Genomic DNA, 25,670 nt, shown 5'->3' with positions numbered 1-25,670 from the left:
ATAATGATCCAGTATCCTCCGGTTCCATCGTATTACGCAGCCTCTGCCAACCCGGCCCCAGTGCGTCCGGCTCTGAGAGGATCCTGCGAGGCGGATGTGTGCGTCGTCGGTGCCGGTTACACCGGCCTGTCTACGGCGCTGTTCCTGGCAGAAGCCGGTTTCAGGGTGGTGATTCTGGAAGCTGCAACGGTTGGCTGGGGTGCATCGGGACGCAATGGCGGCCAAATCGTGAACAGCTTCAGCCGCGATCTGGACAGCATTGAGCGCCAGACCTCAGAAGACCACCTGAAGTTGCTTTCTGAAATGGCCTTCGAGGGCAGCCAGATCATTCGCCAGAGGGTGAAGAGTTACGGCATTCATTGCGACCTGAAGGAGGGCGGTATTTTTGCCGCGCTCAATCCAAAGCAGCTCCAACACCTGGAATCCCAGCAGGCCTTGTGGCGCCGATTCGGTTATGACCAACTGGAACTGCTGGATCGGAACGCTATCCGCTCCCGGGTTGGCACGGAGCGGTATGTCGGTGGAACCATCGATCACACCGGCGGCCACATTCATCCCCTTAATCTGGCCCTGGGCGAGGCCGCGGCGCTGGAGTCGCGCGGGGGCGTGATTCACGAGCATTCAACGGTAACGAGCATCGTCCCCGGTAAAACCGTAACCGTTAAAACCGACATGGGCGAGGTGAGGGCGCAAACAGTTGTTCTGGCGGGCAATGCCTATCTCGGCGGCCTAGTGCCGGAACTCGGCGCCAAATCCATGCCATGCGGCTCGCAGATTATTGCCACCGAATCGTTGGGCGATGCTGTTGCCAGAGAGTTGCTGCCCAACGACAACTGTGTCGAAGACTGCAACTACCTGCTGGATTACTTCAGGCTGTCTGGTGATAAACGGCTGATTTACGGCGGCGGTGTGGTCTACGGTGCCCGCGATCCGGCCAATATCGAGCGGCTGATTCGCCCGAATATGCTGAAAACCTTCCCGCAACTGGCAAACGTGAAGGTCGACTACGCCTGGACCGGCAATTTTCTGCTCACCCTGTCGCGCCTGCCCCAGCTCGGCCGATTGCACGAGAACGTCTTTTATTCCCAGGGCTGTTCCGGCCATGGCGTCACTTTTACTCACGTGGCTGGCAAAGCGTTGGCACTCGCGATCCAGGATCAGGCGGAAAGGTTTGATGCATTCGCCAGCCTGCCCCATTACCCGTTCCCGGGTGGCCGCGCGTTCCGGGTGCCTTTGACGGCGATGGGGGCCTGGTACTATGCGTTGCGTGACAGACTGGGGGTTTGACGCCCAGGGCCGTTCAGGACTTACCGTAAATCGACAACTCACGCCCATGACGTTCGGGCTTCGGGTCGTCAATAGACTCCACGGCTTCGATCTGTGCAATGTACTCAACTGGCAGGCCGTTCTCCCTGGCGCCGATAAGGACGTGGTCTTTGTACCAATGGAAAGGCTGTAGTGCAGTGTTGATGCGCGTGGCGTAATACATCCAGGCCTGAATTTGGTCGCGGCCGCTTGCCAGCTCCACCTGCTTTTCTTCGTAGCCAAACCCCAGGGCCTCGTGTCGATCAAGGTCCGGCTTTTCTCCATCGTCAATCTCGTACACTACACCAATTACCCGATCGTCCGGATTGCCGGTTTCCTCTGCATCGCATTTGGCAGAGCCATCCCCGGCCGATTTATGAAAGCGAAGCCGATGGGCCGGAAGCTCTGCCACAGCCACAAACCGGGCCGATGGTACCCGGGCCTGGAGGCGTCGATGTGACATGTTGGAGCCGTAGGTGAAGCAGAGCATGGAGTGTCCTTGTTGGCGACTAAACTGAGCCTACCAGCGATTTCGGTGTCATTGCAGGGGCTGCATTTCATGTGCGCCAGCTGGCGCCGACAATACTGGCTATCCGCGATTGGGTACTGAACGTACCCAGCGTATTGTGCTTAGTATTGCCGGCCGCCGCTGGCAGAACCTCACGCCTCGACCGCCTTCATGGTTTCAGCCAAGGCATCATCCAGCTCATTGGCCCGCTTTGCCGCTGGTCGTGCTTCTGTCCGTTGGATGTAATCCTGGAACACCGCGTTTTGCGGGATGTTCTTCTGCATGGTTTCCCACCACAGGTAACTGCTGACCAGCACATCCGCTGCGGTGAACGTATCGCCGCAAATATAGGGGCTCGCGCCCAGCACTTTTTCCAGTGTATTGATGCTGTCTTCCACCCGGCCGCAGCCGACCGCCTGGGCGTTGCTGCTATCGATCTTCCAGCCATAGGCGAGTGCGCTGGTGGCCATCTCGAAAGGGCCTGCCATGAAAAACAGCCAGCGATAGTAGGCGCCGCGTTCCGCAGAGCCTGACGGTGGGGCGAGCTTCTTGTCCGGGAACTGGTCCGCGAGGTAAGCACAGATGGCCGCCACCTCGGTCACAATGGTGTTGCCGTGTTTGATGGCGGGCACCTTGCCCATCGGGTTGATGGTCAGGTATTCCGGGGTTTTCATGTCCGGGCCGAATTCCATCGTCTCGACGGTATAGGGAATTCCGACTTCTTCCAGCATCCAGCGTACAACACGGCCGCGTGACATTGGGTGGGTGTAAAACGTGAGTTCCGACATGCTGATCTCCTTTTCAAGCCTGTGTTTGCAGGGGTATGGGTTACTGCGAGATCAGATTAATGTGGAAATAGGCCAATATCTGTCCTAAATAAATGGCAAGATGCATTTTTAATGTAAATCACCGGAAAAGCTGCCAGGAGGAAGGCGACAATGTCTGGTCCCACGACGCGGGTGTTGACCGTGCTGGAATTGTTGCAGGCCCATGGCCAGATCGGCGGGGCCGAACTGGCAGAACGGCTGGGCGTGGACCGGCGAACCATCCGTCGCTACATCACCGTGCTTGAGGACCTGGGCATTCCGGTGATGACCGAGCAGGGGCGTTACGGTGGTTACCGATTGGTGGCAGGTTTCAAGTTGCCACCAATGATGTTCACTGACGAGGAAACCCTGGCGGTCTCTCTTGGGCTGCTGGCCGCACAACAGCTTGGGCTGGCGGATGCCGCACCGGCGATAGCCAGCGTGCAGGCGAAACTGGAACGGGTGATGCCAGCCAACCTGAAGAAGCGGGTCCGCGGTGTCAGCGACACAACCCGGGTGATCCTCCCGCGCGGCGAACCCAGCCTGGACGACCGCGCCCTGCAAACCCTGACCGTTGCCACGGAAGCAATGCGTTCGGTAGGGTTTACCTACCACTCCCCGGATCGCGGAGGGATGGACCGAAGTGTTGATCCCTATGGGCTGGTGTTCCGGCAAGGGCGCTGGTACCTCACCGGCTTCTGCCATCTGCGGCAGGCTATGCGCTCGTTCCGTCTGGACCGCATCAGTGATGTTCATGTGCTGTCGGGTACCTTCCAGCGACCTCCAGGGTTTGATGCGGCGGACTTCCTTAGCGAGAGTTTTCGCGACTGGAGTGGAACTCACGAGGTTTCCGTACTCTTGCATGCAGACCTTGAGACAGCGGCAACGGTGATAAATTCCTACTCCTCCTGCAGCAATCAGTTTGAGCAGTGCAGAGACGGGCTGTTGTTCAACACTCAAACAGACAGTCTCGACTGGTTCGCCTGGTGGCTGTCGCAGCTTCCGTTCCGTTTTACCATCCTCAATCCTGTCGCTCTCAAAGATGCCGTGCGGGAGCATGCAACACGGCTGCTGGAATGCTGTCGATGAATACCTGTCCATTCAGCTCGACTGTTCCCGTCCAGACTGTGAAACCGCTCTCGTTTTGCCAACGTTTAAATTTGTAATTCGAGGCATCGCCGCTAGATTCCAGCGCAGAGTTCTAATTTTAGCTTGATCCTTAAAAGCCAGGTAAAACAATATCTTATGATCAGAAACCTAGCCCTCGGGCTGTAACCTTCCATCACAACGTGTATCCCTGCGTAAACGCCAATTTCCTGACGGATTCGCCCCGGGAAATCCGGAACTGCGACGCATATAACCGAAAACTGCCGCTGTAAGATTCGCTCAAATTCGTCAAATAATTGGTGCGAAAAATGTCATATTGCGGCAAAAAACTAACGAAGCAAGGACTGCTGATGTTTCCTGCGGCCGTTCTGCTTTCGGGCTGCGGTCTGGACATTTCCAGTGACGATGACACCACCTCGACACAGTCGTCGGTCACGACCGAGCCGACAGTGCAGATTGCTGGCGCAGCGATGAAGGGCGTCATCCAGCAGGGATTGGTTGTTGCCAATCGCCTGATTGCGGATAAAGACGGCTATTATTCGCCCCAGCGCCAGGCAGCAAAACCGGTGTTGACGGCAGACGACGGCAGTTACGAGTGGCAGCTTCGCGGCAAGGCCGAAGGCTGGGCTTTAGTTGAACTGACGGCTGATAGCGGCACCCGCATGATCTGTGATGTCGTTCCCCAGTGCGATCAGGCTGGCGGAGCGCCGGTGGCGTTTGGCCAGACCATGCCTCTGGATAGCAGTTTCAGCCTTCGAGGTGCCGGCGATCTACGTATGGAAACCGTTAACCTTACTCCACTGACCCACTTGGCCGTAACATTGGCCGAGCGCAGTGGTGACGGCCTTTCACCGGTTGCCATTTCCAATGCTTACACCACAGTCGAAAACTGGTTCGGCCTTCCGGCCGGCGCCTTGCGCCTGACCCCGCCGGACCTGACCAGCCTGGACGAAATGACCGGCGTAACGGCTGACGCTATTCAGGTGGCAATTGCCAACGCGGCATTTCTGGCTCTGGTAAACGACAATACCCAATGGGATTCGATTTCTGATGTACTGACGGATGTTACCTCACAGGTCAGTGCGACAGGACAGATAAGCGTGATGGGTAACGGTACCAACGTGGCGCTGGCGGATCTTGTCAGTGCCGCAGCACTGCAGTCTTCTGAGCTTCAGAATGCGGTGGATTCAAGCGTCATCAGCCAGAAGCTGGTGGTTGTCGAGTACCGCAACGTGCAACGCTTTAAGACCATTGCCGATGTAAACGAAGAGAGTGATACCGGTGTTGCCGACTCGGGTGATACCACCGAACAAGCCACCGGCGGCGATGAAACCGCTGGAACCGATGCCGGCAGTTCGCCTGACAGCTCAACAGACACCAGCACTGATACGTCGACCGATACCTCTACCGGTTCAACGGACGAGCAGGTTGCCGGTACGACTGAGCCCGACACTTCTGGTGATGTTACTTCAGGCGGCGAAACATCAACTGATACCACTACTGACGAAACCGTAGCGGACACAGGAACAGACACGGAAACCAGCGAGCCAGTTACCGAAACGACGCCCGAGGAAACTGTCCCGGCAAATACGGCACTGCTGAGCTGGACCGCGCCGCTGACCCGCGAGAATGGTGTGAGCCTGGCCATGGGCGAAATCGCTGGCTTCGAAGTGGTCTATGGCAACAGCGCTGAAAACCTGGACCAGAGCCTCGCGATTGGTGATGCCTCTGTGGATGAGTTGCTTGTGGACGAACTTACCGAGGGCACCTGGTACTTCGCCATCCGAACCCTGGACACCGATGGCAACCGCAGCCGTCTGTCCGAGGTGGTCTACAAACAGATCTGATTTGCCACTAAAAGGCAGCGTTGCCCCCTGTGGGCTTCGCTGCCAGCCTGCTACTATGTACTGGTCCATCGCATCTTCCCAGGTACATAATGGCTGTTTCAGACCACTCTCGCGCGCTTCTTGAAGTTATCCCTGATGCCAGAGACGGCCTGACCCGCACTGAAAGAATCATTCTTTACGTGCTGCACGAAACCCAGCGAGAGCTGAATGGCCGTAATGTCCCGACCGCCATGCTCTATGGCAGGGTGCTCGAATATGTGGATATGAGCGAGGCAGACCTGCATCTCTACCTGGACCGGTTGGGCGTAAAGGGAGATGGAATGTGACGATCGATCTCAATGCTCTCTACCCCAAGCTGGTCAACCTCATACTCGACACGATCTTCGTGGTGGACGAATCCGGCCAGATCGTTTTCGTCAGTGAGGCTTGCCTGCAGTTGCTCGGTTACTCGTCAGCGGAAATGATCGGAACGCCACTGCTTGACTATATTCACCCGGAAGACCAGGAGCGCACCCTGGTCGCAGCCCGCCGGGTAATGAGTGGTCACACCCACACGGATTTTGAAAATCGTTACCTGCACAGAGATGGGCATGCCGTGCACATCCTGTGGTCGGCTCGCTGGTCTGAGGAAGATCGTCTTCGGATTGCCGTGGCTCGCGATGTCACTGCATTACGGCGGGGCGACCAGACTCGCAACGCGCTTTACCGGATCTCCGAGGCAGCTCATGAGGCAGAGACGCTCCGCGATCTGTGCGATGGTGTTCACTCCATTATTGGTGAACTTTTCCCGGAGTCTGATCTTTATCTGGGTTTCAATCAGTCACAGTCTGGTCGGCTCAGCTCGCCAGACTGGCGCACGGACAGCGGTTGGATCGACTGGCAAGTGCCCCCTGGATCTGCCCTCGAAGAGGTTATCGACACCAGAAAATCGCTCATGGCGGCCAAGGATCCGGCGCATTCGGGTCTTGGGATGCACACTAGAACCGGCTCAGAGGTTGCCAACTGGCTGGCGGTGCCTCTGGTTTTCCACGAGTCCGTTCTGGGCGTCCTGGTGATTGAGCGAGCGACAATGGCCGTATCGTATGACGAGGCCGACAAGTCATTACTGGAGTTCGTGGCAACCCAGGTTGCTGCGGTTGTCGAGCGCAAGCGTGCAGAAGAAAATCTTCGATTCCTCGCTCATCACGACGGGCTTACCGGGTTAACCAATCGTTCCCTGTTCTACGACCGCCTGGAGACCGCCCTGCGATCGGCAAGCCGGAACGAAGGTCGGCTGGCGCTGCTGTACCTCGATGTGAACGACTTCAAGCAGATTAACGATACCCTGGGTCATGAAGCTGGCGATCAACTGCTGATCGAGATGGCCCAGAGACTCAGGGACTGCACTCGTGAGGCAGATACCGTTGCAAGGATGGGCGGTGATGAATTTACAGTGCTACTCACCGACGTTCGTGGTCGTGAGTCTGTCGAAAACGCCATGGCCAAGATTCGCGATATGCTGAGCTTACCCGTAGTTCTCGGCGGAACAACGGTTCGCGTGTCTTGCAGTATTGGTTCGGCCATGTACCCGGAAGATGGGGAAACCGCGAGGCTGTTGGTCAGCAAAGCCGATGCCGCAATGTACGCGAGCAAGCGTCAGGCACAGTAGGGCTGGCTGAATGCGTCAAATACGCAAGCGGCCAGCCCTAGCGTCAGCGATTATTTTGCGGTAATGGTCTGCATCACCAGCTTGCCATCTTTCTTGATCGGGCCGTCTTCCTTGGCGCCCAGGGTGTATTCGAAAATTCCGGTTTTCATGCCGCCGTCTTCGCTGTGAACCATCAGCATGAGCATGTCACCGGATTGCACTTCCTCGGTCAGGATAGCCGCGACATCCATGTTCATGCCTTTGCGCAATGGTGCATGGGCAACGACAGGGCCGGGCTTCATGGATTCGTCGGTGCGATGAACCACCAGCCAGCCATTCTGCTCGGCAACCACCTTTCTGGCGGATACTACGCCGTTGGCGACGGACTGATCATTGGTCCAGACACCGGCCTTATGCTCAGCGGCCAGTGCCGAGCCGGTTGCGAATGCGCCGGAAACCAGGGCGGCCAGAAGTACGGATGTTTTTGCGTGCTTGGTCATTGCGTTCTCCTAAGTCTCAGTGTTTACCGTCCATTGGGTTGTTATTGGACGGCTTAACTGCAGCTACGGGAGCGGGTACGCAAAGTTTCAGGCACCGTTGATTTTTTGTGGTCCCGACTACTGATTGTTGCCGTCGGTGGGGTAGAGGTAACCATGAATCGCTGGCCCGGTGGGCTGGCCAGTGGGTGAGCCGCCTTCGGGCTCGACACTGATCCCGAACGTGGCTTCCTTGAGAAGGGCCGGGTCATAACTTCTCAAGGCCCCCTCATCAAGTTTGAAATCGTTGCCCAGAACGCCCACCGAACGTGGGTTTGGTCCCAGCTCGTCCGCCTTGATCCACAACTGATAGGATTTTCCGGGTCTTGGCTCGGCGGTCACCGGCCGGATATTCAGCCGTTGCTCCTTCAGGTCCACCGTTAGCAGGAAGGCCGGCTGTTCATCATTATGCTGGAACACCGCTACAAACGACTGCGTTTGAGGTGTGGGCTGTGGCTGGAACACCAGGACTGCCATCAACAGCAGGGCAGCCGCCGAAGCAATCGCCGTACTCCAGCGCCAGCGCTTCAGCTGACTGCGCAGTGCAACCACGTTGGAGGCTTCGGCAGCCTTGCGGGGTGTCGATTCGATTCGGTCCAGAGCCTTCTCGATTTTTGCGAACAGCGCTGGCGACGGCTGCACGGGCTCTGTTTCTTCAGCTAGCCGGCCCAATCGCTCTTCCCACTGCAGAATCAGGGCCTCCACCTCCGGATCCTCGCTGCGCCGGGTTTCAACATACTCCCGTTCCTGGGCCGGTAGGGTACCCAGAACGAACTCTGCAACCAGCATGTCCAGGTCGTCGCGTTCCGTCATGATTCCAGGCACCTTTTGATCTGTTTCAGGGCGCGGTGTAGCCAGGTTTTCACCGTATTGACCGGCTGCTCGAACTGGCTTGCCAGATCTTCCCGGGACCAGCCATTGAGGTAGGCGAGCCGCACCATGTCCTGTCGGTCTTTCTCCAGTTGGTCTATGCAGTGATTCAGTTTATTTGCCGCCTGCTGGTCTTCCAGCTGTTCCTGAGCCGTTGACTGTCTGCCCGGCATCTCGTCCAGCTCATCGCTGTTCGTGGTGCGTCCGGCAGGGTGTTTGCGAAGCTCATCAATCGCACTGTTACGGGCAATCGAAACCAGCCAGGTGATAGGCGAGGATTTGCCGTCCTGAAATTGCTCTGCTTTCTGCCAGATCTTGAGGTAACTGTCCTGGATAACATCGTCTGCCCATCCTCTGTCTCTGAGGATACGCAATACGGTGCCCAGAAGTTTCGGAGCAGTTGCCTGGTAGAGGAGGGCGAAAGCCTGGCGGTCTTTCCGAGCCACACGGTGAATCAGCTCAGCAACACGCTCAGGGGTGTCTGAGGGCGACTGCGAACTCGTCGCGCCGATGGCATTGTCTGGGAGCTGATGGGAGTCAGGCTTCATGGTGCCTCAGGCTCTGGTGTCTGATCAGCAGGTTACTTGTTGGTTCGCCGCTGCTCAACAGGAATTTGCCCGGAGTCTGTCGGCTGAAGCGGGTGGATGTGAGGAAGGGAGGTTACCTCCCCTCCTCACGCAGGGGCTGTGGGCAACGGCTCAGCCGCTGATCTGGCGCCCGATGTGGTCGATCACCTCGCCATGCTCGTGCTGTGGACTGAACATCACAATGTCGGTGTCTGCTTCTGCCCTCACGCTGTGCCCGGGAGGCCAGTAGAATAGATCACCACTGCGGGAAGTTTCTTCCTCGCCATCGGTGTAAATCGCGGTGATTTCGCCGCTAACAACATATCCCCAATGGGGGCTCTGACAACTGTCGTTTTCAAGCCCGTGAAGCAACTCAGTTATATCGGTGCCGGCGCCAAACGAAAAATACTCAGCGCCCATCTTCCCGTAGCCCGTGACATCACCGAAATCGGTTTTCTGCCGAGCTATTGCACCGGGGGCATCGATCCGAACAGGTACATCTTCTTTTGCGATATGCATAAAGATTACCTCCGTGTCGATTTGTTGCCAGGGCCATACCCACTGCACGCTTACTTCGGGTTTGGCCCTGACCACCAAAATAGCATAGATTGCCCGATGTTTTCGGTTTGTTCCGGGTCACCGGTATTCATTCATCAACTAAGACAGAAAATCCTCCATAAATTAGTCTCTTGCCATCGAATGGCATGGGGTTTACGTCCGGCTGGAGGCGCGGATCATCCATGATTCGTGGCATGGCCTTATCACGCACCTCCCGTGACGGCCACAGCAGCCACGCGAACACAACGGTTTCATCGGGCTTGCACTGGACAGCCTTGGGAAACGAGGTCAGTTCACCCTCCGGGACATCATCGCCCCAGCACTCGACCATCTGCAGGACACCGTGCTCCTTGAAAACCACAGCGGCATCGCTGACGTGCTTGATGTATTTCTCCTTGTTGGCGGTTGGAACGGCGGCAACGAATCCATCGACATAGCTCATGGTGCGTCTCCTTTTCAATCTTTAGGGGGCAGTTCCCGCGCTGGCCGTACCTCTATGCTGCCAAAACGGGCCGGTGGAATCCGGCTGGCAAGTTGCAGCGCCTCATTGAGGTCCCTGGCTTCCAGCAGGTAGAACCCCGCCAGCTGCTCCTTGGTTTCGGCGAAGGGACCATCAGACACCAGCACCTCATCTTCCCGCACACGTACCGTCGTTGCCGTCTCCACGGGTTGCAGTGGCTGGCCGGTTATGAAGTTGCCCTGCTGTGCCAGCCTTTCCACGCCAGCGATACACTCCTGGTTGAGGTCGTGCCATTCCTGTTCTGTCATGGCATTGATGATGCTCTCCTGGTAATACACCAGGGCCACGTATTTCATGTGCGCTCCTCCATGTGTGTTGTTCGATGTTTTCGATAAGTAGTCGCGTAGCGCTGAGCAAAATCGACAGAGAAAGGCGGGAAATCAGGAAAATTTCTCAAGCTCTGTCAGCCTGCGCTCCAGAAAGCGCCGTTCGGGACCTTGGGAGACAAGGCCCAGTGCACGCTCATAAGATTGTCTTGCCTCTTCAAGGTTGCCGGCCCGGCGCTGAAGGTCCGCCCGGGCAGCATGGAACAGGTGGTAACCAGCAAAGGCCTTGTGGCTCATCAGCTCCTCAAGGAGCTGCAGGCCATCTGCCGGGGTGTCCCGCATGGCAATGGCCACGGCCCGGTTGAGGGCAATTACCGGAGACGGTTGCTGTTGGTACAGAGCGTTGTACAGGCGCACTATGCGGGCCCAGTTGGTTTCGCTGGCTTTTGGCGCCTCGGCGTGAACCGCTGCGATAGAAGCCTGAAGGGTGTAAGGCCCGGTTGGCGTGCGGGCCAGGGCGGCCTCCAGCCATCTGAAGCCAGAATCTATGCTGGCCTGGTCCCAGAGTGAGCGATCCTGATCTTCCAGAGTGATCAGATTTCCTTCGTTATCCTGACGTGCGTTCTGTCGGGAGTTCTGAAGCTGCATCAAAGCCAGCAAGCCGAACACTTCGCCCTCTGGTAGCAGTCTTGCCAGCACTTCAGCCAGGCGAATGGCCTCTGCCGAAAGGTGAACGTCGAAAATTTGCTCACCATCACTGCGGGAATAACCTTCGTTGAACACCAGGTAGATTACCCGGAGTACTCCGGGCAGCCTCTCCGGCAGCTCCTTCGCCTCCGGCACCTCATAGGGAATGCCGGCATCCCGGATCTTTCTCTTGGCGCGTACGATCCGTTGGGCCAGGGTTGCGGGCTTCTGCAAGAGCCCACTGGCCACCTGTTCGGTGGTCAGTCCGCACATTTCGCGAAGGGTCAGAGCCACGCGGGCATCCAGGGGCAGGGCGGGGTGGCAGCAGGTAAATAACAGTCGGAGTTGATCGTCGTCGAAGGTCTGCCCGATAGCGCTGGTACCGGTCTCCTCCGGCTGATCGATCAGGTGAGAATAATGTTGTGCCGTCTGGGAACGGCGAATGTGGTCTATACCCCTGCGATGACCGGCCCGGATAAGCCAGGCCGAAGGGTTGTCGGGAAAACCCTCCTGCCGCCATTGCCGCACGGCAGAGGTAAACGCTTCCTGCATGGCCTCCTCGGCCAGCGTGAAGTCGCCCAGCAGCCTGATCAGCGTTGCAAGCACGCGGCGTGAATGCTGCTGGTAGATCTGTTCAATCCATTGATCATCGGTAGTCATCGTTAAACTGGGGTCCCTTGAATTCCAGGGTTCGAGATGTCTTTTTTCCTGTACTTGAATGTTTCTTTATCAGAGATCAGGCCTGACTGCCAGGCCTGGATCTCAATGGCATAGATGACCAAGGAACGCGGACACTGGGGGGTGGGCCGCAAAAGCCTCCGGATAGACAACCACAAGCTCCTTTGCCAGCCCGGGCTCGCTAACGGGAATGGCCTGCAAGGTGCCTGCGCGAACCTCCTCGGTCACACTGGCTGCGAGAACCAGGGATATTCCCAGTCCAGCCTTGACGGCCTGTTTCACAGCCTCTGTGCTACCCAGTTGCATGGACACTTTCGGGAACGGTCCCTGATCACCGAAAAATTGTGCCAGTAGCCGGCCTGTGCCTGTGCCAGGCTCTCCGCCAAGAAGCGTCATTTCTGCGAGGGTGTCCCGATCTATGCTTTGAAGATCTGCGCATGGGTGATCGGGTGGAACAATCAGTACCATCTGTTCTTGCCGCCAATCCTGCGACAGAAATCCGGGTTTGGGCTGCCACCACTCCATTATGGCTATGTCGAGTTCACCGATTGTCAGTTGCCGGGCAATTGAGGGGTTATTATCAATTACGAGGTCTACGTCGGGCGAGGCTGTATCGTCCCTGAAGGCCCGAAGATAGGGCTGGAGCATGTATATGCCGATGTTTGAGCTCGCCCCTATCCGAACGCCGGCCCCCCGAACCGCTTCACGGGCATGTTTGTCGAGGCGCAATATACTGTTTGCGAATGGTGCCAGTGCCAAAGCTGCCCTGGTGGGCTCGCAGCCTGATCTTCCCCTTCGAATTAACAACACATCCAGGTCTTGTTCCAGTTTCTGGATATGCTGGGAGAGAGTGGGTTGGGCGATTCCAAGATTCTCGGCAGCGGCCTGAAAACTCTGATGCTGGACCAACGCGATAAAGCTCTTGAGCCAGACCGGATTCAGCATGGAGAGTTCTCACGTACCGACGGAGAATTGATCGCATCCCGCGGCCGTTCACCCCTCAATGCCTGCAGAATGTTCTCGGCCGCCCGTTGCTCAATGGCGAGCCTTACACTTTGTACGGCCGAGCCGATGTGAGCGGTAAATAATGTGTTCGGATGGGCAAGTAACTCCGGACTGATCTCATGCGGACGATCCGATCGCGCCCAGTCCTCCATTTCGAACACATCGGCGGCGTAACCACCCAACTGTCCGGAAGCCAGTGCCGCCAATACGGCGTTCTCATCCACCACGGAACCCCTGCATGGGTTGACCAGATAGGCTCCCCGCTTCATCAGTGCCAGGCGTAAAGGGTTTATGGTGTGAAAGGTATGCTCGTTCAGTGCCAATGCCAATATTACGATATCGGATTGGGCGAGAAGCTCTTCCAGCCCTGTGTGCGCCAGTCCCAATTTCCTCTCTTCATCAGAAGGCAAGCCCTCCGGCTGTGAGTACAGCAGGTTCGCGCCCCATCCTTGCAGACGGGCAGCGATGGCCTTACCAATGGCACCCATTCCAACAATGCCAATGGTTGCGCCCTCAATCCCCAGCCCGTAGAACTTCGGCTGCCACCCTCTGAACTCTCCGGAACGAACAAATTCGTCCGCTGCCTTTACCTGCCGGGTAAGGCTAACGGTGAGTCCGATGGTCAGTTCTGCGGTGGGGACGGTTAGAAGATCCGGCACGAATGACAGCCACACCCCATGGCGAGTGCAGGCGTCCACATCGAAGTTGTCATAACCTTTCAGGGCTGCGCCCACGATCTTCAGGTTAGGGCAATCAGCCAGAAACTCCTCGCCGATTCTGTCCGGCATGAAGGCCATCACGGCATCGGCTGTGGATACCCTGGCCTTTACCGAATCTGGCGGGAGCGTGCGGTTTGACTGATTGGTTACCAGCTCACAATGTGGTTCGAGGGCAGCCAGGACTTCATCGTGTACCCGGTGAGTTATCACAACTCTTGGTTTCATTCGTTTTCCTTACTTGAATTTCTTACGGAGGAAGCCGCTCAGGCTATCGACAATCGTGACCATCAGCAGGATAACAATCAGGATGGCACTGACTTCCTGGTACTGCATGATGCGCAGCGAGCCCATGAGTTCGAAACCGATGCCTCCGGCCCCTACCATGCCCATGACGGTTGAGGCGCGGAAGTTGTACTCCCAGCGGTAGATGGATACATCGGCGAACTGTGGCAGAACCTGAGGCAGAACTGCGTGCCAGAGAACCTGTAGGCGGGTCGCTCCGGCAGCATCGGCTGCTTCCACCGGGGCTTCGTCCACATGTTCAATGGCTTCTGCAAAGAATTTGCCGACCATCCCAATAGAATGAAGGCCGAGGGCAAGAACGCCCGGTAGCGCGCCAAAGCCGACGGCAGCGACAAAGATAATCCCCATGATCAGTTCGGGTACCGAGCGCAGGCCATTGAGCATGGTACGGGTTATGTGGAAAACCGCGGGATGTGGCGACGTATTCCGGGCAGCAAGGAAAGCTAACGGTACCGAAGCGGCAACCGCAATTGCAGTGCCGGCAATGCTCATTGCTAGGGTATCGACAAGTGGCGACACCCAGTTCATCACATTGGTAAAGTCGGGCGGCAGCGATTCACCCAACAGGACGCCAATCGCCGGCACGCCATTGGCCAGGGTTTTGAAATTGAGCAGGCCCACGTACCAGCTGGCAATGAGAATCACCGCAAGAACCAGGCCTGCCTGCAGGAGTTTTCTCCGCCAGCCCCGGGCATGCTCATCCAGCACCGGCGCTGACGGAGCCGACGACAGAGTCGCCGGTTCCGTCGGGGTATAACTCATGGAATTCCTCACATCTTGGCGAAGTCGAGGTTCAGGAGGCTACCCATGCGCCGGATTACGTCGTAATCCGAATCGGAGATAGCAGCAAAGCCTTCAGCCTTGAGGTTGCTCAGGATTTCCTTGTCGTCGATGCTGATGAAGGCGTTTCGAACCTTTTCTTTCAGCTCAGGGGCGAGATTTGAGCGCATGGCCCAAGGATACTGGGGGAACTCGCCGCTATATCCTAGAACCTTCACATTGTTGCGGTCGATCAGGCCACGATCCATCACATGCTGGAAAATCACCTCGGACAGGCCGCCGGCCTCTGCGTTGCCATTTGCCACATTCACTGCAACAGAGTCGTGGGACCCTACGAAATGTGCCTCATAGTCACGGCCGGCTTCCAGGCCCGCAGATTCCATCAGGACAGTTTTGGGAATCAGGTGGCTCGATGTAGAGGCCCGATCACCATAGGCCATTTTCTTGCCCTTGATGTCGGCATAGGATTCAACCCCGGAATCTGCGTTGGCAATGATGATGGAGCGGTACGTGGGCTTGCCGTCCACAATCATGGCTGCAAAGGGTTCGATGTCGCTCTTGCTTTTGGCCATCACGTAGGACAGGGGGCCGAAGTAAGCCAGGTCGATACGTCCGAAGCGCATGGCTTCGATCATCGAGGAATAATCGGTAGTAACGATCAGTTCAACTTCCTTGCCAAGCGTGCTTTCCAGATAGTCTTTCAGTGGTTGATTGCGTTTGATCAGTTCAGAGGCGTTCTCATCGGGCAGGAGAGCAACTTTCAGAAGATCAGGGTCTGGATCTGCTGCGAGTGCCTGCGGATTCAATCCTGTCACCAGGCAGAGTGCGATCAAGAGGTTCAGTAACGCTTTCATCGGGCTATCTCCAGTTTCGTCGGTTGGGGGTTAACGGTTGTATTGCCGGGAACCGGGACGGTTCGGGGTTTGGTTTCGTAGTTCCCGTGGTAGATCTCATTCAGGTGGTGTTGCTTCAATTGCGCAGGTGGTGCATCGAACACAATCCGGGCATTGGCCAGGCCGATGATTCGGTCTGCAAAGCGTTGGGCGTATTCCAGCTGGTGCAGTGAAATAACAGCGGTAATACCATCTTCCTGACAGATATCGCGAAGTAACCCCAGTACCTTTTCCGACGTGGCCGGATCGAGACTGGCAACGGGTTCATCCGCGAGAATCATTGAGGGCTGTTGTGCAAGCGCACGGGCGATGCCAACTCGCTGTTGCTGGCCACCAGACAGCTGGTCAATCCTGGCCAGAGCTTTGTCGGCAAGCCCAACGCGTTCAAGGCAGTGAAGGGCAAGTTCAAGATCGTACCTGGGCAGTGGTAATAGGCTGCGCCAGGTGCTGTGATAGGCAAGCCTGCCTGTCAGCACGTTCTGGAGTGCAGTGTGGCGCTCGATCAACTGATGATGTTGGAACACCATGGCAGTGCGGCTTCGATGCAGCCGCACGGTTCTGCGGTTATCAAGGTCACCAAATTCCGCCGAAACGACCTTGCCAGCCGTTGGCTGCACCAGGTGGTTGAGTGACCTCAGCAGCGTGGATTTGCCCGCACCGGAAAGGCCGAGCAGGACCGTAAACTCGCCCTTGTTGAAATCAACGGTGGTGGGCCGTAGAGCAAGGACATTGCCGGGGTAAGTCACCCCCATGTCCTCAATGCGAAGCATCATGTCGGGGTATGAAGCAGGCGTCATTGGATCACCTTTTGCAATGAATAAGCTCGCTTGATTGCGACTTACAATGCAAACGCTAATCCTGGGAGGTGACAGTGCAGTGTCAGTGAGGTGACACCTTAATGACCATTTGCGCCAGCCAAAGAAGATTTACTCAGTCAGATTTCCCTGCTTGCGCCACCGCACCGGCGGCATGCCCGTCCAGCGCCGGAACGCGCGGTAAAAGGTGCTTGCCTCGGCAAAACCCAGTGCTTCAGCGATTTCCGGCAGGGAAGAGGTGGCATCGGCAACCGCCTGCAGGGCCTTTTCGCGGCGTACGTCGTCTACAAGCCCATCGAAGGTCTGGCCTTGTTCATGGAGTCGCCGGGCCAGGCTGCGCTCGCTGATGCCAAGGGCTTCCGCTGCGTCTGCCCGGCGGGGCAGAACCGGTCCTATCCGGGCGGTGAGCCATCTCCGTATTTCGGGCACCGAGGCACTGTTGATGGAAAGCGCGGCGAGGCGAGCGGTTGTGTAGCGCTCGTGCACTTGCGCAAGCTGAGGGTCGGCCTGGGGCAGTGGCTGGTCCAGAACGCTATTGTCGATCAGTACCCCGCTGAAAGCCTGTTCGAATTCCACCGGGCAGTTGAATACCGTCTGATATCCCGCCAACGGCCCCAGTCGCGGTTGGCTGAATTGCACCCGGGCCGGTTGCATCCGGGTTCCCGTAACCCAGCTCCCGAAGCCCACCACCGAGGCCAGCACCGCCTCAATCTGATGCGGACTGAATGCCAGCCGGCCCTGCCTGGGGTGGTAAACCAGCCAGGTGGCCGCGTTGCCGGCAACAACCTGGAAACGCCCGCCATCGGAGATCAGCCGCTGGAAACGCTGCACCATCACGATAGCTTCCCGCAGAGTGGCGGCGGACTGCAGCGCAAACCCGACACCACTGATACTCATGGGAGAAAACTCCGCGCCCACTTTCAGGCCAAAGCCCGGGTCACCGGTGCAACGCTCGGCGGCGTGCCAGAGCCGGGTAATGTCGTCAATTGGCCAGCGTTCCAGTTCGCAGGCGGAGTGCGCAATACCCGCCGCGGCCAGCAGTTGCTCGGCCGTTACCGACAGCCTCTCTGCAGCACCGATCACGGTGTTGACCCAGCCAATGGAAACCGTGGCCTCTAACGTCAATTTTGTTGGCCTCTAAAGTCAATTTTAAAGCCATGGTACCGGTATATCTTTAACGCTGACAACTCATTGCGATCAGGTCGGATGCGATATGGCCAAGGTAATTACCTCAGATATTCTGGTGGTCGGCGGCGGGCTGGCCGGTATTGTCGCGGCTCTGGAAGGCCTGCGCGCCGGCAAGTCCGTTGTGCTGGCAGACCGGGATACCGAAGAACGCATGGGAGGCCTGGCGCTGTGGGCCTTCGGCGGCATGATGCTGGTGGGCACGCCGCTGCAGAAACGCATGAAGATTGCCGACACACCTGAGATTGCCCTGGATGACTGGCTCAGCTTTGGCGAGCTGGCGCCCGACGATGAATTGCCCCTGCAATGGGCCCGTTACTATGTGGAGCATTCACGCTCCGAGGTTTACGACTGGCTCAGCAACGAAGGCATAAAATTCCTGCCGGCGGTGAACTGGGTTGAGCGTGGCCGTTTTGGCGACGGCAACCGTTTGCCTCGTTACCATGTGGTCTGGGGAACCGCCCGGGAACTGGTCCGGCGCCTGATGACGGCGCTGCACCGGGAGAACACCAGCGGCAAGCTCACCCTGCTGAACCAGCATCGTATTACTGAACTGGACCACGAAGCGGGAAAAGTGAGTGGGGCCCTGGCTGTCAATGAAGCCACCGGTGAGGAAGTCCGCTTCGCGGCTTCCGCGGTGGTTCTGGCCACCGGCGGCATCAACGGCAGCCACAAGGAATGCCGGGCCAACTGGCCGGTGGATCGCCCGCAACCCACCCGCATGTTGAACGGTGCCCACCCCTATGCCGATGGCCGCATGCATCACTGGGTGGCCGACACCCTCGGAGGCCGGATTACCCATGCCGGCGAAATGTGGAACTACGCAGCCGGCTTCCCGCATCCGTACCCCCACTTTCCCGGCCATGGTCTTTCAACCATTCCCTGCAAATCCGCCCTGTGGCTGAACCATCGGGGTGAACGGATTGGCCCGGAACCCCTGGTGACCGGCTTTGATACCCACTGGCTTTGCCAGCGGGTGGCGGAACAAGAAAAGCCCTGGACCTGGCACCTGCTGAACTGGCGCATTGCCGCCAAGGAATTTGCCATCTCCGGCGCGGAGCACAATGCCCGCATCCGGGATAAACAGTTCCCCCAGTTTGTGAAAGAGCTGTTGCTGGGCAACCACGCCCTGATTCGGCAGATGCAGCATGAAAGCCGGGATTTCCTGGTGGCGGACAGCCTGACGGATCTGGCCGGCAAGATGAACGCGCTGACCTGCAGCAACGACATCAACCCGGCAACACTCAAGGCCACCGCGGATGCCTTTGATGCCAACTTCACGGCAGGTACCAGCCTGCATGACGATCCCCAGATCCGGATGATCCAGCATGCCCGGGAATGGAAGCCGGACCGTCTGCGCACTTGCAAGCCGGCCCCGCTGCAGAAATCCGGCGCAGGCCCCTTTATCGCCATCCGTATGCAGCTGATTACCCGCAAGAGCCTGGGTGGCCTGCAAACCGATCTGCAGAGCCGAGTCCTGGGCGCCCACGGGCAGCCGGTTGAAGGCCTGTATTGCGTCGGCGAGGCGGCAGGCTTTGGTGGCGGCGGTGCGAACGGAAAACGTTCCCTGGAAGGTACCTTCCTGCCCGGCTGCATCATGACAGCCCGGGCGGCGGTGCGGGCCATCGTGGCCGGAGGCTGAATCCTGTGGGCAAATTATTTAACCGAAACCCTGAACCCGGAAAGCTTGGAGAACAACAATGACAAACGGCGCACAAGCCCTAATGAAAACCCTGGTGGATGCCGGTGTTGAGGTCTGCTTCAGCAACCCCGGCACCAGTGAAATGCACTTTGTGGCCGCCCTGGATGACGAGCCCAAAATGCGGGCGGTTCTTGCCTTGTTCGAAGGTGTGGCCACCGGCGCCGCTGACGGCTACGCCCGCATGGCGGACAAACCCGCCGCCACCCTGTTGCACCTGGGCTGCGGGCTGGGCAACGGCCTGGCCAACCTGCACAACGCCCGTAAGGGCAAGGTGCCGGTGCTGAACATTGTTGGCGACCACGCTACCTACCACGTGAAATACGATGCCCAGCTGCAGTCTGATATCGAGACCGTTGCCCGCAACGTGTCTCCGGGGTTTGTCCGCACCGCAAAGAGCACGGAAACCCTCTGCCAGGATGCCGCCGAAGCCATTGCCGCTGCCCGCACAGCGCCAGGGCAGGTTGCCACACTGATATTGCCGGCCGATGTGTCCTGGGGGAAGGGCGGTGTGCCCAGCGCGCCCCTGGCACCGCCGACACCGGAGCCGGCAGACGATGCCACGGTAGAGGCCATTGCCTCGGCCATCCGTTCCGGCAAGAAAACCGCCCTGCTGATGGGTGGCCATTCCCTGCGCGAACCGAGCATGCTGGCGGCCGCCAAACTGGCCGCGCACAGCGGCGTGACCCTGCTGGCGGAAACCTTCCCAACCCGCATTGAGCGGGGCGCCGGACTGCCTTACATCGAACGCCTGGCCTACCTGGCTGAACTGGCCACAGTGCAACTGACGGACGTGGAACAACTGATCCTGGTGGACGCCAAGACGCCGGTCTCTTTCTTCGCCTATCCCGGCAAGAAGAGCTACCTGGTGCCGGATACCTGCCAGGTACATACCCTGGTGGCGCCCGACCAGGACATCCTGGCCAGCCTGAACAAACTCAACGATGCCGTTGGCGCCAGCCAGGCCGAACCGAAGCTACAACCGGCGAAACGGCCGGGCCGGCCACGGGGCAAGCTCACCGCCGAGAAAGTCTGCAAAGCGGTGGGTGAGCTGATGCCCGAGAACGCCATTATCGTGGACGAGGGCATCACCTCCAGCCTGATGCTTTCGGTAATGACCGCCGGCGCGCCCCGCCACGACATGATCACCCTCACCGGTGGCGCCATCGGCCAGGGCCTGCCCAACGCCGTAGGTGCCGCCGTGGCCTGCCCGGACCGGCCGGTCATCGCCCTGATCGGTGATGGCACCGCCATGTACACCATTCAGGCCCTCTGGACCATGGCCCGGGAACAGCTGAATGTAACCTCCATCATCTTCAACAACGCCTCCTACTCCGTGCTCAACATCGAACTGGAACGGGTAGGCGCGGAAGAGGCCGGAGAAAAAGCCAAATCCCAGCTGGACCTGCGCGGCCCGGTGATCAACTTCGCGGAAATGGCGAACGGCATGGGCGTTCACGCCGTGCGGGTGCACACCGCCGAGGAAATGGCAAAAGCCCTGGAATACGCCCAGAGAATGCCGGGACCACACCTCATTGAAGCCGTGATCCCGGAATCCCTGAGCGGGGTCAAGCGCCGGATACTGCCGTGGATGCTGCGCTCACTGCCTAGCCTGCCGCTGTCGGTTTCCAAGGCATTGAAGCGCAAACTGGCACCCTGACAGGTGCAATAAACGCCCTCAGCCCCGACGCGCCGCCTCAATGGCGGCGATGTCGATCTTGCCCATGGTCATCATGGCCTCGAAGGCCCGCTTGGCGGCGGCGGGGTCAGGATCGTTTATCGCTTCGGTGAGGGCGACCGGGGTGATTTGCCACGAGATGCCCCATTTGTCTTTGCACCAGCCACAAGCGCTTTCTTCGCCGCCATTGCCAACAATGGCGTTCCAGTAGCGATCCGTTTCCTCCTGGTCCGGGGTAGCCACCTGAAACGAAAAGGCCTCGTTGTGCTGGAAGGCCGGTCCGCCATTGAGACCAAGGCAGGGGATGCCCAACACGGTGAACTCCACCGTAAGCACATCGCCTTCCGAGCCTGCGGGGTAGTCCGCAGGCGCACGAAGCACTCTGCCCACCGATGAATCAGGGAAGGTCTTTTCGTAGAATCGGGCGGCTTCTTCTGCTTCGCTCTCATACCAGAGACAAATGGTATTTCTTGGATGGGTCATCGAACTGATCCTCCTGGCTGGCGTTACTGGCAGTGTTCAATCTGGTTGCTGATCATCCACTGGACACCGAATCGGTCTGTGGTCATTCCGAAACGAAAAGCCCAGAAGGTTTCCGCAAACGGCATGATGATCGAGCCCCCATCGGACAGGGCATTGAAGACCCGCTCGGCCTGTTCCGGGTCGTCGTACTCAAGGTGGATCTGGGCACCCTGGGGTGGCTGATAGCAGTCGCCCGCCATATCGGCACCCATCAACCGGCTCCCGCGCAGATTCAGGGACGAATGTACGATTTTGTCATGCATTTCTGGCGGCACATCCGCTGCCGCCGGTGTTTCTCCTTAGGTGATCACACCTTCCAGTTTGCCGCCGGTAACTTTCGAGTAGAACTCCATGGCTTCTCTGCAGGTGCCCGCAAACGCCACATGCACATTCATCTCCCGTGGGAGGCGGCCCAGGGATCGATGTTGCTCAAGTGCCTGGCTGGGCTCGAAATCCTCAAGCTCGAAGAAACGCCGAAGCTCAAGGGTCACGTTTCCGCCGGCATCTTCCCGGGGCCATTGTTTGGCCCAGGCGATGGCGTCTTCCAGTGAATCCACTTCGAGCACACTGAAACCGGCCAGCAGCTCGCCGGCCGGCTCGAACGGGCCGGAAATAACATTGGGCTCACCGGCCCTGAACTGAATGCGGCAACCTTCGCTCGTTGGCCTCAACCCCTGGCCGTCAGCAAAAACACCGGCCTGGGTCATTCGCTCATTGTAACTCGCCATTGCCTGCAGGATGTCCTCTGAGGGCATAACGCCATTCTCGGTGTCGGCATCGGCCTTGCGCATCAACATGTACTTCATAGTGCTGGTCTCCAGTGAATTTCGGATTGTTTTCACTGGTTAGTCGCGCAAGCCTGTTGAATATCGACACCGAGAAAAAAAGATTCCTGAGGGAATCTCAGTCGGACCTCTGAAGACTCTGGAGCGCGATGGTGTATTCACCTTTCCCTGCGTCAAATCCGATCCGGTAGGCTGCCGGGTACCAGGCCGGATAGCTGTACCGTTGCGGCTTCTTAACCGGTGACGTCATGTCTGGAAGTGACTCAAGAAAACTCAAGGACACCATCGGCTCAACGAACATCAGCTCGCCCTTGTAATAGCCGTAGATGAAGTTGTGGCTGAACGGTTGGCCATGGAATTCATGCCCCGCAGGGTCAAGGCCGTGCATTCCCATCCTGTCCACTGCGGCGTCTGGCGGAATCACATAGCCAGCGGGCACAAGTTGTTGGTCTGGTGCTGCCATGGCCAGTTCACGGCCCTCGCCATGGAAGGTAATCGCTTCACGCTCACCATTGCTGATCAGGTAGAAATGCACGTCGAAGTGGGGAACCGTGTAGACCCCATCAGGAATATGGCCGGCCGGGTTCCAGTCAAGAACCACGTGATCGTATCCCGTCCTGGGGCCTGCATCCGGCATGGGTAATGAAAACTCCCAGACCATCTGGTTAGCCTGAACAGCGGGAAGCCCCTGAAGGGCATCCTTTGTCATGACGACAGATACAGATTCAGGTTCGTCCATCCCGTTAGCAATGACTTCCACACGCGCGGTGCCATTACCGACCGGCACTGGGGCTCCGGTGAAAACGACAGGGTCGGCGGCGAGCGCAACACTGGCAAAACCCAGGCAGGCTGCAGCAAGGATGGAACGGTTAGGTTGGAACAGACAAAGAGCAGTCTTCATTTCATCACTCCTCAATGACACATGCCGTTCGGCATTACGTAGCGGCCGCTATGGCCAGAAAGCCATCGCCCTTCGGGCTGACACAGAGGAGATCGGAATTGGCAGGCTGGGCTGACAGCAGTAAAACGCGCTTCCTGTCTGCACGCTTCTCCCTACTACCGCCACAACGGGATTTGGCTGGGTTTGTTTAATATACCACCAGATTCAGAGCCGAGAACTGATTTTTATGGCCTGCTTGGTGTGTTTGCCGTTTTCGAATTCCAAGACGCTGAGGCGCATCGTGGAATGTTTGGGCCTGGGAGAGATCGGGAGGATCCGGGGAGTTTGAGAGCTCCCCGGATTCAGTGGTTGGGTAGACGTTACAGCCAAGTCAGGCCAGCGCTGATGATGATGCCTGCGACGATCAGCAGCATCAGGCAGTAGCCCATGATGTCCTTGGCCTTCAGCCCGGCAATAGCCAGCACCGGTAGCGCCCAGAACGGCTGAAGCAGGTTGGTCCAGGCGTCACCCCAGGCTACAGCCATGGCCACCCTGGGAATATCCGCACCCAGCTCCTGCGCCGCCGGCAGCATAACCGGAGCCTGCACCGCCCACTGGCCGCCGCCTGAGGGAACGAAGATGTTTACCAGTCCGGCACTGATGAAACTCCAGAACGGCAGGCTCTCGGCACTGGCAATGGAAACAAATCCACTGGAAATGCTGGCAGCCAGACCAGAGGCCGTCATCACACTCATGATGCCCGCATAAAAGGGGAACTGGATAACGATACCGGCACCGCCCTTAACGCCCTCGTTCAGGCTGGCCAGCAGGCGCTTGGGGGTCTGGTGCAGGATGATGGCAATGAACAGGAACATGAAGTTAACGATGTTCAGGTTCAGGCCGCCTCCATCTACAAAATACTGGAAAATAAACGCGATGCCGCTAAAGCCGATGAGCCAGGCCAGGGTGCGGCTGTTCTCCAGATAGTCGGCAGGGCGGTTGATCACCACAGAGGTGTCTGGCTCGTCGTCCAGAATCTTCGGGTCGGCATAAATACTGTCCCTTTCTTCTGGCAGCATCAGCCGATTGACCAGCGGCACGATGATGAACAGAGCCACCACAATGGCCAGGTTAAAGAACGCAAAGATGGTTTTTCCGGTACCGATAATGCCGATGGTGTCCTGGGTGAAGTGGCCTTCGGTGGCAATGGTCAGGGGGATGGAGCCTGCCAGGCCGCCGTGCCAGACAATAAAGCCAGAGTAAGCGCTGGCAATCAGAAGCGGGTAGTGGACGCGGATCTGGCGGGCCAGTGCCTTGGCGAACAGGGCCCCGACAACAAGGCCAAACCCCCAGTTAATCCAGCTTGCAATCAATGCAATGAAGGTTACCAGCACAATCGCCTGGCCAGGCGTTTTGGCAAGCATCGCAATGCGGTTCAGGATGCCTCGCACCAGCGGTGTGCTGGCCATCATGAAGCCGGTGACCAGCACCAGCAGCATTTGCATGGAGAAGGTGAGCAGGTTCCAGAAACCGTCGCCCCACATCTCGACCACGGCCATGGGGCTATGGCCCTGAAACACCATGGCAGCAACAAAGGCTACCAGGGTAAGAATAATGACGAAGAGGTATGGGTCTGGCAGGTACTTATCCACCAGGCTGACCATTGGTTTGGACGCTCTGTCTAGCATTTGTTACCTCGTTGTTTTATTTAGACTCTGTGCGAGTGTAGCAACCTAAACGTAAAGCGCTTCCTTAACCCATTATTCTTTCGGAGCATTGTGTTTCAGAGGGAACTCAGGACGCCCGGATTCGCGAGGCTATGGCATCAGCAATAAATGCGTAGCCTCTTGGGCCGGGGTGATAGCCATCGCTGGCGAGAAGATGCGGATCGGTCACGGTTGGGTAGTTGAGGTAGGCAAAGTCTGCAGAGGCGTTCCTGGCCAGTTGTTGGTAGATCCTGTCGAGCTGCTTCGCGCGCCAACCCATTACGTACCGAAGCGGCGAAGGCAGCGCCGTGAACAGGTGCATGGGCGGCACGCTGAGAAGCAGAATGGGCCCCGAATACCGAGGTGCGAGCAATTGGCGAAATTCCCGCAACTGCCGGCGGAAACGAAAACGGGGAGTGAACCCCGTGGTGTCGTTCACCCCCATACTCAACAGCACCACATCCGCCTCTGGCAATTCGGCGGTTTTCAGCTCGCCAATCAGCGCCCCGAGCCGAATGCCGTTAACCCCGAAGGTGTGCCAGGCAATGGTCTGGCCGGTGCGCTCGTAAATCTGCTTCGCCAACTGGCTGGCCAGGCCCTGATCGTGGGTTTCAACACCGACACCGGCCGCCGTGGATTCGCCAATCACCAGGATTCGCCTGGCCGGAGTACCTTCACCATATTGACCAGACGGAGAGCCTCCCGCTTCCGGCAGCCTGGGCGTTGTGCGGCGCGCCTGCTTGCCCTGGTACAGCAGTACCGGGAAGAGCAGTGCGGTGGTCAGCCAGAAAGGGAAGTGCATCTCAAGGGGCTCCGGTT

28 protein-coding genes are annotated in these 25,670 nt (G+C 58.1%); 7 read left to right on the top strand and 21 right to left on the bottom strand.

Annotated features, from left to right (window positions below; all coding sequences use genetic code 11):
• Window positions 1–6: 6 nt before the first annotated feature.
• A complete protein-coding gene (locus tag A8B84_RS07925; protein ID WP_296625164.1) occupies window positions 7–1,287 on the top strand; it encodes an NAD(P)/FAD-dependent oxidoreductase in 1,281 nt (426 codons plus the stop codon).
• Between the two features lie 13 nt (window positions 1,288–1,300).
• Here the strand turns inward: A8B84_RS07925 and A8B84_RS07920 are convergent, their stop codons facing one another.
• Window positions 1,301–1,795 carry a gamma-glutamylcyclotransferase family protein gene (locus A8B84_RS07920; RefSeq protein WP_064227256.1) on the bottom strand — a complete coding sequence of 165 codons (495 nt, stop codon included), beginning with the start codon at window positions 1,793–1,795 and terminating at the stop codon, window positions 1,301–1,303.
• 170 nt (window positions 1,796–1,965) lie between these two features.
• Window positions 1,966–2,601: a glutathione S-transferase family protein gene (locus A8B84_RS07915; protein WP_064227257.1), complete on the bottom strand. Its 636-nt coding sequence runs from the start codon at window positions 2,599–2,601 to the stop codon at window positions 1,966–1,968.
• Between the two features lie 150 nt (window positions 2,602–2,751).
• On the opposite strand from A8B84_RS07915, the gene A8B84_RS07910 reads away from it, so the two are divergent.
• The 4 genes from A8B84_RS07910 (at window position 2,752) to A8B84_RS07895 (ending at window position 7,221) form a co-directional block, all read left to right on the top strand.
• Entirely contained in the window at window positions 2,752–3,708 is a 957-nt protein-coding gene (locus tag A8B84_RS07910; RefSeq protein WP_064227258.1) for a helix-turn-helix transcriptional regulator, read from the top strand.
• A 368-nt stretch (window positions 3,709–4,076) separates the two neighbouring features.
• The gene (locus A8B84_RS21585; protein WP_082905116.1) at window positions 4,077–5,573 is read left to right on the top strand and encodes a fibronectin type III domain-containing protein; all 1,497 of its coding nucleotides are present in this window, start codon (window positions 4,077–4,079) and stop codon (window positions 5,571–5,573) included.
• An 89-nt stretch (window positions 5,574–5,662) separates the two neighbouring features.
• Window positions 5,663–5,899 carry a hypothetical protein gene (locus A8B84_RS07900; RefSeq protein WP_064227260.1) on the top strand — a complete coding sequence of 79 codons (237 nt, stop codon included), beginning with the start codon at window positions 5,663–5,665 and terminating at the stop codon, window positions 5,897–5,899.
• Window positions 5,896–7,221, top strand: a complete 1,326-nt coding sequence (locus A8B84_RS07895) for a sensor domain-containing diguanylate cyclase (protein ID WP_064227261.1) — start codon at window positions 5,896–5,898, stop codon at window positions 7,219–7,221. The genes A8B84_RS07900 and A8B84_RS07895 overlap by 4 nt, the downstream gene beginning before the upstream one ends.
• Window positions 7,222–7,271: 50 nt before the next feature.
• Here the strand turns inward: A8B84_RS07895 and A8B84_RS07890 are convergent, their stop codons facing one another.
• The 13 genes from A8B84_RS07890 to A8B84_RS07830 form a co-directional block, all read right to left on the bottom strand.
• Window positions 7,272–7,700 (bottom strand): hypothetical protein, encoded by a 429-nt coding sequence (locus A8B84_RS07890; RefSeq protein WP_064227262.1) that lies wholly within the window; start codon window positions 7,698–7,700, stop codon window positions 7,272–7,274.
• Between the two features lie 117 nt (window positions 7,701–7,817).
• Window positions 7,818–8,549, bottom strand: a complete 732-nt coding sequence (locus A8B84_RS07885; protein WP_064227263.1) for an anti-sigma factor domain-containing protein — start codon at window positions 8,547–8,549, stop codon at window positions 7,818–7,820.
• The gene (locus A8B84_RS07880; protein ID WP_064227264.1) at window positions 8,546–9,154 is read right to left on the bottom strand and encodes a sigma-70 family RNA polymerase sigma factor; all 609 of its coding nucleotides are present in this window, start codon (window positions 9,152–9,154) and stop codon (window positions 8,546–8,548) included. Before A8B84_RS07880 ends, A8B84_RS07885 begins: the two co-directional genes overlap by 4 nt.
• 150 nt (window positions 9,155–9,304) lie before the next feature.
• A complete protein-coding gene (locus tag A8B84_RS07875) occupies window positions 9,305–9,691 on the bottom strand; it encodes a cupin domain-containing protein (RefSeq protein WP_064227265.1) in 387 nt (128 codons plus the stop codon).
• A 127-nt stretch (window positions 9,692–9,818) separates the two neighbouring features.
• Window positions 9,819–10,172 (bottom strand): DUF1428 domain-containing protein, encoded by a 354-nt coding sequence (locus tag A8B84_RS07870; RefSeq protein ID WP_064227266.1) that lies wholly within the window; start codon window positions 10,170–10,172, stop codon window positions 9,819–9,821.
• Between the two features lie 14 nt (window positions 10,173–10,186).
• Window positions 10,187–10,546: a YciI family protein gene (locus A8B84_RS07865; protein ID WP_064227267.1), complete on the bottom strand. Its 360-nt coding sequence runs from the start codon at window positions 10,544–10,546 to the stop codon at window positions 10,187–10,189.
• 84 nt (window positions 10,547–10,630) lie between these two features.
• A complete protein-coding gene (locus tag A8B84_RS07860; RefSeq protein WP_064227268.1) occupies window positions 10,631–11,863 on the bottom strand; it encodes an RNA polymerase sigma factor in 1,233 nt (410 codons plus the stop codon).
• A 102-nt stretch (window positions 11,864–11,965) separates the two neighbouring features.
• The gene (locus tag A8B84_RS07855; RefSeq protein ID WP_064227269.1) at window positions 11,966–12,826 is read right to left on the bottom strand and encodes a LysR family transcriptional regulator; all 861 of its coding nucleotides are present in this window, start codon (window positions 12,824–12,826) and stop codon (window positions 11,966–11,968) included.
• Window positions 12,820–13,830 carry a phosphonate dehydrogenase gene (locus A8B84_RS07850; RefSeq protein ID WP_064227270.1) on the bottom strand — a complete coding sequence of 337 codons (1,011 nt, stop codon included), beginning with the start codon at window positions 13,828–13,830 and terminating at the stop codon, window positions 12,820–12,822. The genes A8B84_RS07855 and A8B84_RS07850 overlap by 7 nt, the downstream gene beginning before the upstream one ends.
• A gap of 9 nt (window positions 13,831–13,839) precedes the next feature.
• Entirely contained in the window at window positions 13,840–14,670 is an 831-nt protein-coding gene (gene phnE, locus A8B84_RS07845; protein ID WP_064227271.1) for a phosphonate ABC transporter, permease protein PhnE, read from the bottom strand.
• Window positions 14,671–14,678: 8 nt separating this feature from the next.
• Window positions 14,679–15,542: a phosphate/phosphite/phosphonate ABC transporter substrate-binding protein gene (gene phnD / locus A8B84_RS07840; RefSeq protein WP_064227272.1), complete on the bottom strand. Its 864-nt coding sequence runs from the start codon at window positions 15,540–15,542 to the stop codon at window positions 14,679–14,681.
• A complete protein-coding gene (gene phnC / locus A8B84_RS07835; RefSeq protein ID WP_064227273.1) occupies window positions 15,539–16,378 on the bottom strand; it encodes a phosphonate ABC transporter ATP-binding protein in 840 nt (279 codons plus the stop codon). The genes phnD and phnC overlap by 4 nt, the downstream gene beginning before the upstream one ends.
• Window positions 16,379–16,507: 129 nt before the next feature.
• Window positions 16,508–17,521, bottom strand: coding sequence for an AraC family transcriptional regulator (locus tag A8B84_RS07830; protein ID WP_064227274.1), 1,014 nt, complete (start codon window positions 17,519–17,521; stop codon window positions 16,508–16,510).
• Window positions 17,522–17,609: 88 nt separating this feature from the next.
• Between A8B84_RS07830 and A8B84_RS07825 the strand changes: the two genes are divergently transcribed.
• Both A8B84_RS07825 and A8B84_RS07820 read left to right on the top strand, forming a co-directional pair.
• Window positions 17,610–19,223 carry an FAD-dependent oxidoreductase gene (locus tag A8B84_RS07825; RefSeq protein ID WP_064227275.1) on the top strand — a complete coding sequence of 538 codons (1,614 nt, stop codon included), beginning with the start codon at window positions 17,610–17,612 and terminating at the stop codon, window positions 19,221–19,223.
• A 58-nt stretch (window positions 19,224–19,281) separates the two neighbouring features.
• On the top strand, window positions 19,282–20,940 hold the full coding sequence (locus A8B84_RS07820; protein ID WP_064227276.1) for an acetolactate synthase large subunit: 1,659 nt from the start codon (window positions 19,282–19,284) through the stop codon (window positions 20,938–20,940).
• Window positions 20,941–20,958: 18 nt separating this feature from the next.
• On the opposite strand, the gene A8B84_RS07815 is transcribed toward A8B84_RS07820, so the two are convergent.
• The 6 genes from A8B84_RS07815 to A8B84_RS07795 form a co-directional block, all read right to left on the bottom strand.
• Window positions 20,959–21,441 (bottom strand): VOC family protein, encoded by a 483-nt coding sequence (locus A8B84_RS07815; protein WP_064227277.1) that lies wholly within the window; start codon window positions 21,439–21,441, stop codon window positions 20,959–20,961.
• A 23-nt stretch (window positions 21,442–21,464) separates the two neighbouring features.
• A complete protein-coding gene (locus A8B84_RS21695; RefSeq protein WP_264753890.1) occupies window positions 21,465–21,755 on the bottom strand; it encodes a VOC family protein in 291 nt (96 codons plus the stop codon).
• 24 nt (window positions 21,756–21,779) lie between these two features.
• Window positions 21,780–22,286 (bottom strand): YciI family protein, encoded by a 507-nt coding sequence (locus A8B84_RS21690; RefSeq protein WP_201257866.1) that lies wholly within the window; start codon window positions 22,284–22,286, stop codon window positions 21,780–21,782.
• A 97-nt stretch (window positions 22,287–22,383) separates the two neighbouring features.
• Window positions 22,384–23,166, bottom strand: a complete 783-nt coding sequence (locus A8B84_RS07805; protein ID WP_082905115.1) for a DUF5602 domain-containing protein — start codon at window positions 23,164–23,166, stop codon at window positions 22,384–22,386.
• Between the two features lie 359 nt (window positions 23,167–23,525).
• Window positions 23,526–24,833: a short-chain fatty acid transporter gene (locus A8B84_RS07800; RefSeq protein ID WP_064227278.1), complete on the bottom strand. Its 1,308-nt coding sequence runs from the start codon at window positions 24,831–24,833 to the stop codon at window positions 23,526–23,528.
• Between the two features lie 106 nt (window positions 24,834–24,939).
• A complete protein-coding gene (locus tag A8B84_RS07795) occupies window positions 24,940–25,653 on the bottom strand; it encodes an SGNH/GDSL hydrolase family protein (RefSeq protein ID WP_064227279.1) in 714 nt (237 codons plus the stop codon).
• Window positions 25,654–25,670: the final 17 nt, after the last annotated feature.

The organism is Marinobacter sp. EhC06, assembly GCF_001650915.1.
Taxonomy (GTDB): Bacteria; Pseudomonadota; Gammaproteobacteria; order Pseudomonadales; family Oleiphilaceae; genus Marinobacter.
The sequence above is the reverse complement of the archived record's forward strand: the minus strand, read 5'-3'. Positions and strand labels throughout refer to the sequence as shown.